General features: G+C 74.1%; 12 protein-coding genes and 1 tRNA gene. 5 read left to right on the forward strand and 8 right to left on the reverse strand.

The annotated features are described in order from the left end of the window. Positions 1–96: 96 nt before the first annotated feature. The 6 genes from DQ244_RS08445 to DQ244_RS08470 form a co-directional block, all read right to left on the reverse strand. Positions 97–1,803 carry a protein kinase domain-containing protein gene (locus tag DQ244_RS08445; RefSeq protein ID WP_113811015.1) on the reverse strand — a complete coding sequence of 569 codons (1,707 nt, stop codon included), beginning with the start codon at positions 1,801–1,803 and terminating at the stop codon, positions 97–99. Then, entirely contained in the window at positions 1,803–3,251 is a 1,449-nt protein-coding gene (locus DQ244_RS08450) for a penicillin-binding protein 2 (RefSeq protein ID WP_113811016.1), read from the reverse strand. Before DQ244_RS08450 ends, DQ244_RS08445 begins: the two co-directional genes overlap by 1 nt. Beyond that, positions 3,248–4,654 (reverse strand): FtsW/RodA/SpoVE family cell cycle protein, encoded by a 1,407-nt coding sequence (locus DQ244_RS08455; protein ID WP_113811017.1) that lies wholly within the window; start codon positions 4,652–4,654, stop codon positions 3,248–3,250. Before DQ244_RS08455 ends, DQ244_RS08450 begins: the two co-directional genes overlap by 4 nt. After that, positions 4,654–6,072, reverse strand: a complete 1,419-nt coding sequence (locus DQ244_RS08460; RefSeq protein WP_113811018.1) for a PP2C family serine/threonine-protein phosphatase — start codon at positions 6,070–6,072, stop codon at positions 4,654–4,656. The genes DQ244_RS08455 and DQ244_RS08460 overlap by 1 nt, the downstream gene beginning before the upstream one ends. Then, positions 6,069–6,527, reverse strand: coding sequence for an FHA domain-containing protein (locus tag DQ244_RS08465; RefSeq protein ID WP_113811019.1), 459 nt, complete (start codon positions 6,525–6,527; stop codon positions 6,069–6,071). Before DQ244_RS08465 ends, DQ244_RS08460 begins: the two co-directional genes overlap by 4 nt. Before the next feature lie 70 nt (positions 6,528–6,597). Beyond that, complete coding sequence (locus DQ244_RS08470) at positions 6,598–7,428, reverse strand: DUF3662 and FHA domain-containing protein (RefSeq protein WP_113811020.1); 831 nt, start codon at positions 7,426–7,428, stop codon at positions 6,598–6,600. A 175-nt stretch (positions 7,429–7,603) separates the two neighbouring features. Between DQ244_RS08470 and DQ244_RS08475 the strand changes: the two genes are divergently transcribed. Then, positions 7,604–7,689: transfer RNA gene (locus tag DQ244_RS08475), tRNA-Leu, on the forward strand. A 31-nt stretch (positions 7,690–7,720) separates the two neighbouring features. On the opposite strand, the gene DQ244_RS08480 is transcribed toward DQ244_RS08475, so the two are convergent. Both DQ244_RS08480 and DQ244_RS08485 read right to left on the reverse strand, forming a co-directional pair. Then, entirely contained in the window at positions 7,721–8,176 is a 456-nt protein-coding gene (locus tag DQ244_RS08480) for a DUF1707 domain-containing protein (RefSeq protein ID WP_113811141.1), read from the reverse strand. 86 nt (positions 8,177–8,262) lie between these two features. Further along, positions 8,263–9,426: an acyl-CoA dehydrogenase family protein gene (locus DQ244_RS08485; RefSeq protein ID WP_113811021.1), complete on the reverse strand. Its 1,164-nt coding sequence runs from the start codon at positions 9,424–9,426 to the stop codon at positions 8,263–8,265. A 63-nt stretch (positions 9,427–9,489) separates the two neighbouring features. Here DQ244_RS08485 and DQ244_RS08490 point away from each other — a divergent pair, with 63 nt between their 5' ends. The 4 genes from DQ244_RS08490 (at position 9,490) to DQ244_RS08505 (ending at position 12,223) form a co-directional block, all read left to right on the forward strand. After that, entirely contained in the window at positions 9,490–9,975 is a 486-nt protein-coding gene (locus DQ244_RS08490; RefSeq protein WP_113811022.1) for a GNAT family N-acetyltransferase, read from the forward strand. A 62-nt stretch (positions 9,976–10,037) separates the two neighbouring features. After that, complete coding sequence (locus DQ244_RS19380) at positions 10,038–10,394, forward strand: hypothetical protein (protein ID WP_158544499.1); 357 nt, start codon at positions 10,038–10,040, stop codon at positions 10,392–10,394. Positions 10,395–10,583: 189 nt separating this feature from the next. Further along, the gene (locus DQ244_RS08500; protein ID WP_233491265.1) at positions 10,584–11,171 is read left to right on the forward strand and encodes an RNA polymerase sigma factor; all 588 of its coding nucleotides are present in this window, start codon (positions 10,584–10,586) and stop codon (positions 11,169–11,171) included. Next, positions 11,168–12,223, forward strand: a complete 1,056-nt coding sequence (locus DQ244_RS08505; RefSeq protein ID WP_113811024.1) for a hypothetical protein — start codon at positions 11,168–11,170, stop codon at positions 12,221–12,223. Before DQ244_RS08500 ends, DQ244_RS08505 begins: the two co-directional genes overlap by 4 nt. Positions 12,224–12,237: the final 14 nt, after the last annotated feature.

Raw genomic sequence — 12,237 nt, forward strand, 5'->3', positions numbered from 1 at the left:
TTCGGGAGGGCGCGGGTGCGGGCCCGGCACACAGGGGGCCGAGGGCGAGCCTAACCGCCGGACGGCCGCGATCCGGGGACGTCGCGACGACCGGTGTCACTGGTCCTGGCCCGCCGGCGCCGCGGCGTTGCCCGGACCCTGGCCCCCGGCGGCCGGCTCGGTCGGCTCGACCGGGGGCGGCGGGGTCGTCGTCGTCGGCGCGGGGGTGCCGCCCGCGCTGGGCGAGGTCGTCGTGGTGGTGGGCGCGGTCGTGGCGGGCGGGGCCGTGGTGGTCGGAGCCGCCGTCGTGGTCGGTGCTGGGGCGCGGGTGGTCTGCTGCGGGGCCTCGGTCGGCTCCTCCTCCTCCTCGGCCTCGGGGTCGAACGCCTCCTCGGTGACGAAGAGCGTCACCTCCTCCCCGGCGGGGACGGCGCGGCCGGAGGGGTCGATACCGGCGACGTCACCGGCGTCCAGCGGCTGGGTGACGTCCTCGAGCAGGTCCTCGTCGGCGGGCACCCGCACGGGCACCAGGCCGGCCGCGGTGAGGATCTGCTCGGCGGACTCCGCGTCCCGGCCGACGAACTGGGCGGGGTCGATGAACAGGCCGGTGGGGCCGGCGCTGGTGCTCGGCGCGCTGGTGGCCGGATCGGCGTCCCGGTCGGCGTCCTCGCCCCCGCCGGACATCAGGATCCAGATGACGCCGCCGATCAGCAGCAGCAGCGCCAGTGCCGCGGCCGGCCAGATCCAGCGGCGGCGCCGGGCCGGCTCCTGCTCGTCGGGGAGCCACTCGTCGTCCTCGTCGTCCGGCGCGTGCAGCGCGGGCATCGGACGACCGCCGGTGGCGGGGGAGACGGCGGGCAGCCCCGCGGCGGGCGTGGCGAAGACCTGGGTGCGCCCGTCCGCGGCGACGTCGACGACCTGGGTGGGCGCGGTCGCGGGCGAGACCACGGTGGCGGCGGCCGCCATGCCACCGAGGGCGGCCACGGTGCCGCCGGAGCCGACCTGCCGCACGGCCTCGGCGAAGGCACCGCCGTCGGGGAAGCGGTCGGAGGGGTCCTTGGCCAGCGCGCGGTCGATGAGCAGCCGGACCGCCGGGGGCACGTCGCCGGGCAGCGGTGGCGGGGGGCGGTTGATGTGCGCCAGGGCGATGGCCACCTGCGAGGCGCCGTCGAAGGGCCGTGCGCCCGCCAGGCACTCGTAGCCGACGACGCCGAGGGAGTAGACGTCGGAGGCGGCGTTGACCTCCAGGCCCTGCGCCTGCTCGGGGGAGAGGTACTGCGCGGTGCCGACGACCATGCCGGTGCGGGTGAGGGGTGCTGCGTCCCGGGCCTGGGCGATGCCGAAGTCGGTGAGCTTGACGACGCCGTCAGGGCGGACGATCAGGTTGCCCGGCTTGATGTCGCGGTGCACGACCCCGGCGCGGTGCGCGGCGGACAGGCCGTCGGCGGACTGGCTGAGCACGTGCAGCGTCCAGTCGACGGGCAGCCGGCCCTCCTCGTGGAGGATCGTCACCAGCGGCTGGCCCTCGACGAACTCCATGACGAGGAACGCGAGGGTCTGCAGGCCGCTGTCGTCGGTGGTCTCGCCGTAGTCGTAGACCGAGGCGATGTTCGGGTGCGACAGCGCGGCGGTGTGCCGGGCCTCGTTGCGGAACCGGGCGAGGAAGCTGGGGTCGTTCGTGTACTCGGTCTTCAGCACCTTCGCGGCGACGATGCGGTCGAGGACCTGGTCGCGCGCCTTCCACACCTCGCCCATGCCGCCGGTGGCGATGGGGGCGGTGATCTCGTAGCGCCCGGCCAGCAGACTTCCGATGCCCAGTGCCATCAGCCGCCCTGCCCCTCGAAGTAGGCCTGCATGACCCGGCCCGCGATCGGCGCCGACACGTCGCCGCCGGTGCCCCCGCCGTTGGCCACGAAGACGGCCACGGCGATCTGCGGGTCGTCGGCCGGGGCGAAGCCCATGAACCAGTTGTGGTCCGGGACGCCCTCGCGCACCTGGGCGGTACCGGTCTTGCCGGCGACGTCCATCCCCTGGATGCGGGCCGCCCGCCCCGAGCCGCGGGCGACGACGCTGACCATCATCTCGGTCAGCTTGTCGGCGACCTCGGCGGAGACCGGCTCGCGCAGCTCCTCCGGGTCGGTGTCGTCGATGACCGTCAGGTCCGGCGCGAGCAGCTGGTCGACCAGGTAGGGCTTCATCTGCACGCCGTCGTTGGCGACGGTGGCGGCCACCATGGCCGCCTGCAGGACGGTCATGCGCACGTCCCGCTGACCGATGGAGGTCTGGCCCAGCGCCGCGTCGCTCTCGATCTCGCCGACGTGGCTGCCCGCGACGGGCAGCGGGATCTCGAAGGGCTCGCCGTCCAGCCCGAACGCCTCGGCCATCTCCCGCACCTCGTCCTCGCCGAGGTCGATGCCGAGCTGGGCGAAGGCGGTGTTGCAGGAGATCGTCAGCGCGTCGATCAGCGACTGTTCCTGGCTGGGGTCGCAGCGGGAGTTGTTGAAATTGCGCAGCTGGGTGCTGGTCTGCGGCAGGGTCAGGATGTCCGGCGCCGGCACGACGGTGTCGGGCGCGTAGCCCTGCTCGAGGGCCGCGGCCGACACGATCACCTTGAACAGCGACCCGGGCGGGTAGTTGTCCGCGATCGTCCGGTTCACCCGCGGGTCGGGGGAGTCCCCGCCGGTGATCTGCTCCATGTAGGCGCGGATGGCCTCGGGGTCGTGGCTGGAGAGCTGGGCGGGGTCGTACGTCGGGGTGCTGGCCATGCCGAGGATCGCGCCGGTCGAGGGGTCCATGGCCACCACGCCGCCGGTCACGCCCTCCAGGCCGGCCATGGCGGCCTCCTGCACGGCCGGGTCGAGGGTGAGGACGACGTCGCCGCCCGCGGGGTCGCGCCCGGTGAAGAGGTCGGCGATCCGGCGCACGAACAGGCGGGGGTCCTCGCCGGCGAGCACGTCGTTCGCGGCGTCCTCGAGGGCGGTGTTGCCGTACACCAGCGAGTAGTACCCGGTGACCGCCGCGTACAACGGTCCCTGCGGATACGTCCTGAGGTACTCGAGCCGGTCGTCGGTCGGGACCGAGACCGCGATCTCGCTGCCGGAGACGACGATCGAGCCGCGCTCCCGGTCGTACTCCTCGGCGAGCACCCGGGTGTTGCGGTTGTCGTCGCGCAGGTCGTCGGAGCGGACCACCTGGATGATGTTGACGTTGACGATCAGCAGCGTGAAGAGCACGAGGACGCTGATCGCCACCCGGCGCAGCGGCGCGTTCACGGCGTCACCACCTCGGTCGGCGCGTCCCCGAGGCGGACCGGGGCGGCGTGCGGGGTGCTGGGCCGACGGGCGGCGTCGCTGATCCGCGCGAGGATCGCCACGAGGACGAAGTTCGCCACGAGGGAGGAGCCTCCGTAGGCGAGGAACGGGGTGGTCAGACCGGTGAGCGGGAGCAGCCCGGTGACGCCGCCGAGGACGACGAAGACCTGCCAGGCGATGGCGAACGCCAGGCCGGCGGCGAGCAGCTTGCCGAAGGCGTCGCGGACGACGAGCGAGGTGCGCAGGCCGCGCTCCACGAGCACCAGGTAGACGATGATCACCGCGACCAGGCCGAACAGGCCGAGCTCCTCGCCGACCGCCGCGGCGATGAAGTCGCTCTTGGCCACCGGCACCTGGTCCGGGCGGCCGCCGCCCAGCCCGGCGCCGAACAGCCCGCCGGTACCGAGGCCGAACAACGACTGGACCAGCTGGTAGCCGGCGCCGTCGATGTAGGCGAAGGGGTCCAGCCAGGTGTCCACGCGGGCGCGGACGTGACCGAAGACCTGGTAGGCGATGAGCGCGCCGCCGGCGAACAGACCCAGGCCGATGAACAGCCAGCTGGCCCGCTCGGTGGCGACGTAGAGCATCACCACGAAGATGCCGAACAGCAGCAGCGAGCTGCCCAGGTCGCGCTCGAAGACCAGCACGAGGATGGACAGGATCCAGGCCAGGAGCACCGGTCCCAGGTCGCGGCCGCGGGGCAGCTCGAGGCCGGCGACCTTGCGGCTGGCCAGCGCCAGCACGTCGCGCTTGTCCTCGAGGTAGGCGGCGAAGAAGACGACCAGGCAGATCTTCGCGAACTCACCGGGCTGGATGGAGAAGCCGGCGACGCGGATCCAGATCTTGGCGCCGTTGACCTCGGAGATCGATGCCGGCAGGACCGCCGGGAGCGCCAGCAGCACGATGCCGACCAGCGCGAGGGTGTAGGCGAAGCGGGCGAGCGAGCGGTGGTCGCGGACCACGACCAGGAAGGCGACGAAGAGCGCCACGCCCAGGGTGGCCCAGATGAGCTGCACCGGGGCGTCCTCGCGGACCGAGTCGCCGGACTGCTCGCCGGCGAGGTCCAGCCGGTGGATCACCGTGAGCCCCAGCCCGACGAGCAGCGCCACGGCGGGCAGCAGCAGCGGGTCGGCGTAGGACGCCCACTTGCGGACGACGAGGTGCGCCACGACCCAGAGCGCGGAGATCCAGACGCTGAAGGCGGCCATCTCCGGGCGCAGCGAGCCGGTGACGGTCAGGTCGACGATGACCTGGGCCACGACGGTGATGAGGACGGCGAAGCCCAGCAGCCAGGCCTCGGTGCCGCGGCGGGTGGGGGTGTCCCCGGCGGCGGTACCGCGGGGATCGGTGAGCGGGCCGGGCATCAGCTCGCCTCCCGGCAGTTCACCCCCGGCTCGGACGACGTCGTCGTCCGGGCCGACGACGAGGTGGTCGTCGCCTCCTCGGGGGCCGGGGGCTCGGGAAGAGCCGGCTCGCCGGGGACGGGGGGCGGGGGAGGCGTCGGGACCGCGGGCGAGGGCGTCGGCGGGGGCGTCGGCTCGGTGGCCTCGGCGTCCAGGGTGCGGCACAGCGGCAGCTGCTGGTCGCGCAGCGCCTCCAGGATGCGGTCGACGTCGCCGGAGTCGTCGGCGGTGATGCTGCCCTTGACGCGGGTGCGGGCCGCCGGCGTGAGGTCGGCGACCGCCAGGTCGGTGTCGCGGTCGAGCCGGTACAGGTCCAGGCCCAGCACGGAGACGTCCAGCCCGCGGAAGACGGCGACCTGCGAGTCCTCGCCGGTGCCGTCGACGCCCACGAACCAGTGGTTGAGGGCCCAGACGTACGTGCCGATCGCTCCGGCCACCAGAACGATGAGGAGCGCCCCCGCCACCAGGAGGATGCGCAGCGGGCGGCGGCGGGCGGAGGGGCCGCCGCCCGTCGGCAGCGTGGGTGTCGGCGGGGGAGCGGAGGCGGGTGGGGCATCGGCCAGCGCGGCCCGGCCGGCGGCCGAGCGGGCGTCGACCTGCCGCTGGCCGACGTTGTCGCCGGCCGCGCCGTCCACGACCGGGTCCAGCCGTCCGCCGCCGCCGGTGTCCTCGACGACGTCGGCGACGATGACGGTGATGTTGTCCGGGCCGCCGCTGCGCAGGGCCAGCTCGATCAGCCGGTCGGCGGTGGCCTGCGGGTCGGGGTCCAGCATCGCCTCGGCGAGGGTCTCCTCGCTGACGACGCCGGAGAGCCCGTCGGAGCAGAGCAGGTAGCGGTCGCCGGCCCGGGCCTCGCGCATGGAGAGGTCGGGCTCGACCTCCTGGCCGTTGAGCGCCCGCAGCAGGAGCGACCGCTGGGGGTGGTGGTTGGCCTCCTCCACCGTGATCCGGCCGTCGTCGATCAGCGTCTGCACGAACGTGTCGTCATGGGTGATCTGGGAGAACTGGCCGTCGCGGAGCAGGTAGGCGCGGGAGTCGCCGACGTGGCACAGCGCCAGCCGGCCGCCGGCGAAGAGGATCGCGGTGAGCGTCGTCCCCATGCCCTCGAGCTGCGGGGACTCGCGGATCACCTCCCGCAGGTGCTCGCTGCCCTCGAAGACCGCCGAGCGCATCGCCTGCAGCATGTCGCCGGAGGGCGCGTCGTCGTCGAGGTGCTCGAGCGCGGCGATGACGACCTTGCTCGCGACGTCACCGGCGGCGTGGCCGCCCATGCCGTCGGCCACGGCCAGCAGCCGCGGCCCGGCGTAGACCGAGTCCTGGTTGTTGCCGCGGATGAGGCCGCGGTCGGATCGCGCGGCGTAGCGGAGAACCAGCGTCACGAACGCAGCTCCAGTGCGGTCTGGCCGATGCGGATCGGCTGGCCGGGGGCGACGAGCAGCGGGCCCTGGACGCGCTGCTGGTCGAGGTAGGTGCCGTTGGTGGAACCGAGGTCCTCGACGTACCACTGGCCGCCGCGGTTGGTCAGCCGCGCGTGCCGCGAGCTGGCGAAGTCGTCGGTGAGGACCAGGGTGGAGTCGTCGGCCCGGCCGATGAGGATCGGCTGGTCGCCGAGCGTGATCTTGGTGCCGCTCAGCGGGCCGGCGGTCACCACCAGCGTGCGGGGACCGCGCTGCCCGCGCTTCTTCGGCGTGGCCGAGCGCGGCGGCACCGACGCGACGCGGCCCGGGCGGCCACCGAACAGGTCGGCGCGCACCACGCGGAACGCCGCGAAGATGAACAGCCACAGCAGCAGCAGGAAGCCGAACCGGAAGATCTGGAGCACGAGTTCGGTCACCGGGTCACCACCCCGGGGGCGGTGCTGCGGTGCCGTGGTGCCCCGAGCCGCCGTGAGCGCGTGGATCCGCTCACGCGCCGTCCTGCCGGTAGACCAGGACCGAGTGGCCGATGCGGATGACGTCGCCGTCGCTGAGCGGGTGGCGGGTGATCCGGCGCCCGTTGACCAGCGTGCCGTTGGTCGAGCCGAGGTCCTCGGCGGTGGCGACCCCGCCCTCGAGGACGACGTCGACGTGCTTGCGGCTGACCCCGGTGTCGGGCAGGCGGATGTCGGCCTCGGTGCCCCGGCCGATCACGTTCCGGCCGGTGGTCAGCTCGTGCCTGGTCCCGGGGCCGTCGACGACGAGCGCGTGCGTCGCGGTGTTCCGCGTGCCGGCGCGACCGACCATCGAGGGGCCCTGCTTGCCGGTGTCGGTGGCGCTGCGCCCGCGCAGCGGCGGCAGGGCGGGCAGCGGGGGGAGGGGCGGGACCCCGGGGGCGACCGGCGCCGAGGCCATCGGCGCGACGCCGGAGCGCGGCGCCGGGCGGGCCGGGTCGGCGACGTGCGAGCTGACCTCGAAGACGCCGGTGGTCAGCTCGTCGTCCTGCTCCAGGTGCACGGTGACCTTGTCGAAGACCTGGTAGCCCTCGTCCTCGATGTGCTCGGTGACCATGTCGGCGAGCTCGCCGGCGAGCTGGTCGGACCACTGGCCCAGGTGCCCGAAGTCGGTCTCACCCAGCCGGACGACGTAGACGTTCGGGGCCAGGACGCGGCCCTCGCTCATGACCGAACGCTGCTCGTCGGCCTCCCGCTGGAGCGCCTTGGCGATCTCCGCGGGGTGCACCTTGCCCTTGAAGATCCGGGCGAAGGCCAGACCGACCATGCCTTCGAGGCGGCGCTCGAAGCGCTGCAGCACACCCACAGTCGCTCCTCTGCGCTCGGTCGGGATCCAGCTGTGCCACCGGTGATCGTAGCCGGGTGCGGGGCAGGTGACCGCCCGGTGAACCGCGACTCCCCGCAGGTCTACCCGGGGACAGGGCAACGACGCACCCCGTGACCGGGGTACGGGCGGCGGCTGCTATCGTTCTTCCGCGCCAGGGCAAGTGGCGGAATGGCAGACGCGCTGGCTTCAGGTGCCAGTGGGGTAACACCCGTGGGGGTTCAAGTCCCCCCTTGCCCACCAGTGCGAAGGGCTCCCTCAGGGGAGCCCTTCGTCATTCCCGGGCCCTGCCGTCGGGGCTCCCGGGCAGTGCCGGCGGGTCCTCCGCGTCGTCCTCGTCGTCGCCGAAGAACCGCTGGGCGAGCAGCACCGCACCCCACGGGCCCAGGACCCAGATCGGCCAGAAGTAGAGGAACTCCCAGGTGGCCAGGCTGGTGATGGCCCAGATGGCGACCACGATCAGGCCGGTGCCCGCCCAGGACCGCCACTCCGCGGCGTCGGCGCCGTGCCACCGCGTCGGCGCGGGATCGGCCTCCTGCAGCGTGGCGCCCGTGCTCGGCAGGTCGGCGGTGAGCTCCGCGAGCTCACCGTAGGTCTTGGCGGCGTAGGTCCGCTCGAGCCGGTCCTCGTACTCGGCGACCGTCAGCCGGCCGGCTGCCATGTGCTCGCCGAGGGTGGTGGCCACGGCGGTGCGGTCGGCGTCGGCGGCGCGCAGGTGCGGTTCGTGCATCGGGCCCTCCAGGGCGGTGGGAGGTCCAGTCTCGTGCGCCGACCGCACGGGGTCCATCCCCTGGGCCGGTTCCACGTGGAACCGGCTCAGCCGGCCGGCGGGACGGCCTCCGAGGTGAGGTGCCGGCCGATGACCATGCGCTGGATCTGGTTCGTGCCCTCGAAGATCTGCATGACCTTCGCCTCGCGCATGTAGCGCTCGGCCGGGTGGTCGCGGGTGTAGCCGGCGCCCCCGAGCACCTGCACCGCGTCGGTGGTCACCTTCATCGCGGCGTCGGTGGCGACCAGCTTGGCGATGCTGGCCTGCCGGGAGAACGGCTTGCCGGCGTCCTTGCGGCGGGCGGCGACCAGGTAGGTGGCGCGGGCGGACTCCACGGCCGCGGCCATGTCGGCGAGCAGGAAGGACACGCCCTGGTGCTCGGCGATCGGCCGGCCGAACGCCTCCCTCTCGACGGCGTACCGGACGGCGACGTCGAGGGCCGACTGCGCGAGCCCCACGGCGACGGCGCTCACGCCCAGCCGGCCGGAGTCCAGCGCGCCGAGGGCGATCGCCATGCCCTTGCCGGGCTCGCCGACGAGCCGGTCGGCCGGCACCGGGACGTCGTCCAGCCTGATCGCCGACGTCGTCGAGCCGGTCAGCCCCATCTTCTCCTCGGGCTTCGCGGCGCTGAAGCCGGCCAGGTCCGGGGTCAGGTGGAAGCACGAGATGCCCCGGGGACCGTCGTCCGGCGTCCGCAGGAACGTCGAGTAGAAGTCGGCGTGCCCGCCGTGGGTGACCCACGCCTTCTCACCGCGGGCGACCCAGCCGTCCTCGGTGCGCGTGGCGGCGGCCCGCATCGAGGCGACGTCGGACCCGGCGTGCGCCTCGGAGAGCGAGTAGGCGCCCAGCAGCGACCCGCCCACCATCTCGGGCAGCAGGTCGCGGCGCTGGGCCTCGGTGCCGTGGTTGGCGATGGGGGAGCAGGCCAGCGTGTGCACGCTGACGCCCAGGGCGACGCTGGCCCAGCGGGCGGCGAGCTCCTCGACCACCTGCAGGTAGACGGCGTAGGGCTGGCCGCCCCCACCGACCTCCTCGGCGAAGGGCAGCCCGAGCAGCCCGGCCTCCCCGAGCGTGCGGAACACCTCGCGGGGGAAGCGCTCCTCGCGCTCGTACCGGGCCGCCTTCGGCGCGAGCTCGGCGTCGGCGATCTCACGGGTGAGCGCCAGCAGATCGGCGGCCTCGGGGGTGGGCAGTTCGCGGTCGACCGGCACGGTGCTCCTTCGCGGTGGGTGCTGCCCCGGACCGTACCTCCGGCGCCCTGTGAGGATCAGGGCGTGATCATCGAGCCCGCCGCGTGGGACGACGCCGACGTCCGCCGGCTCACCGGCGACCAGCAGGACGAGGTCCGGGCCCGCTACGGGGGCAAGGAGGAGCCCGGTGCGCACCCGTCGGCCGCGGACATCTCCGTCGTCCTGGTGGCCCGGGACGACGACGGGACGGCGCTGGGCTGCGGGGCGCTGCGCGAGCTGGGCGGCGGGGTGGCGGAGGTGAAGCGCATGTACGTCGTGCCGGCGGCGCGCGGCCGTGGGGTGTCCAAGGCGGTGCTGGCCGGCCTCGAGCACGCCGCCCGCGAGCGCGGCTGGACGACGCTGCGGCTGGAGACCGGGCCGCTGCAGCCGGAGGCCGTCGCGCTCTACACCGGCGCCGGCTACCGGCGGATCGGGGCGTTCGGCGCCTACGTGGGCGATCCCGATGCCGAGGGTTCCTACTTCTTCGAGCGCGAGCTCCGCACCGGATCGGGTCGTTCGGGTACCGCCTGAACCCGGTTCGTCGCCGGCGTGTGTGAGGGTGTCGCCGACGCCACCCACCGAAGGGACCCCCCATGCGCATCCGCAAGCTCGCCCTGGTCGCGGCCGCGGCCGCCCTCCCGTTCACCCTCACCGCCTGCGGCGGCGCCAGCGTGGAGGACTTCTGCGAGCAGTACGAGGCGATCGACCAGATCGAGGAGGAGGACGCCGACGAGGCGAAGGACGCCTTCGAGGAGCTGGCCGGCAACGTGCCCGACGACGCCGGCGACGAGGTCGAGGAGGCCGCGAAGTTCCTGGCCGAGAACTTCCCGGAGGACGGCGACTTCGAGGCAGCCGTGGAGAACGGCGACCTGAGCGAGGAGGACGCGGAGGAGTTCGCCGCGGCCGCCGACACCGTCCAGGGCTACGGCGACGAGAACTGCGGGAGCTGAGCCCGCCGCCGCGGCCCCTGGTCCCAGGGGTCGCGGCGACCTCCGCACGACCGTGAACCGGATCCGCCGCTCCGGACATGGAGGGGTGTGACCACTTCACCGATCGCGGCCGGATCGCTCCGTTCCGTGACACCGACGGCGCTGCACCGGTCTGCCGGTCCACCGCCGGAGCCGCCCCGCATGCGGGCGATGCCGAGCGCTGCCCCCTCCGACGCCGAGCTGATGGTCCGCTCGCTCGACGACCCCGAGGCCTTCGCGCCGCTGTTCGACCGTCATGCGGTGACGGTGCACCGCTACCTGGGCCGCCGGGTCGGCGACCTGGCCGACGACCTGCTCAGCGAGACGTTCCTCGTCGCCTTCCGGCGCCGGGCCGCCTACCGCGCCGATCACGTCGAGGTGCGCCCGTGGCTGCTCGGCATCGCCACCAACCTGGTGCACGGCCACGTCCGCACCGAGCAGCGCCGCTACCGCGCGCTGGCCCGGGAGGCGGCCCGGCCCGAGGGGCAGGCCGCCGTCCCGGAGGATTCCGCCGACCGGCTGGACGCCGAGGCGCTGCGCGGCCCGCTCGCCGCCGCGCTGGCGAAGCTCAAGGCGCACGACCGCGACGCCCTCCTGCTGCTGGCCTGGGGTCAGCTCGGCTACGAGGAGATCGCCGCCGTCCTCGACGTGCCCGTCGGCACCGTCCGCTCCCGGCTGCACCGCGCGCGCCGCCAGACCCGCGCCGCGCTGGGCGCCGTCTCCCCGTTCCACCCGACCTCCGAGGAGGAGGACCGATGAACGAGCTCACGCTGCTCCGCGAGGCCGGACCGCAGGCCCCGGAGCTCACCCCCGCCGCCCGCTCCGCCGCCCGTGCCGCGCTGCTGGCCGAGATCGAGGGCCCGGCGCCGCGCCGCTCCCGCCGGCCGAGCCGGAAGGTCGCGTTCCGGCTCGGCGTCGCGCTGGCCACGGCGGCCGCGGCCTGGACCGGCGCCGTGCTGATCGCCGCGCCCGACGGGCCGGGAACACCCGCGGAGAGCGTCACGCTCGTGGACTTCGCGATGCCCACCTTCCCGCTGTCCCTCGACCCGGTCCCCGACGGCCTGCGGCCGGCCTTCGACGGGAACGGCGACGGCGCGTCGATCGCGTCGTTCGACGATGCGGCCGGGGAGAACGGCTTCACCGTCTACGTCGGCGAGGACGAGCCCGAGGGCAACGGCCCGGACGACGGGGCGCCGGGCCACGAGCTGCTCGACGTCGACGAGATCCCGCTGGGCGACGACGACGTCGAGGCCGTGACCTACGCGCGCGACTGGTGCGTCGAGGACACCGCCACCGGATGCCTGACCGAGCGCCGCCGCTTCACGTGGCTGAGCTGGGAGCGCCGGGACGACCAGTGGGTCTCCCTCCTCGGTCACGGCGACTACGCCGACGCGGAACAGCTGCAGGCGGTGGCCGGCTCGCTGGTGGACCGTCCGCAGCCGGCCACGCTCGAGATGGGGCTGGCGCCGGCTGGGTGGTCGGTGCAGTTCTTCACGATGGGCCGTGTCCTCACCCTGGTCAACGACGCCTACGAGCAGCAGACGCTGACCGTGCACGTCCCGCTGAGCGAGGACGTGATCCCGCTCGAGCAGCTCCCGACCGGCATCGAGGCCCCCGCGGGCCCCGCCGTCCCGGTCACCGTGCACGGCCTGCCCGCGCGGGTGGTGCCCACCGACCACGGTCCGGGGATGGGCGGCTGGTACCTGCAGGCGAGCTTCGCCGACGGGACGACGTTCACCGTCCAGGCGCCGGACGCCTTCACCCAGGAGCAGGTGGTGGAGCTCGCCGAGCAGGTGACGCACAACCGCTGATCTCATCGGGAGGA

The organism is Blastococcus sp. TBT05-19, from assembly GCF_003319095.1.
GTDB lineage: Bacteria > Actinomycetota > Actinomycetes > Mycobacteriales > Geodermatophilaceae > Blastococcus.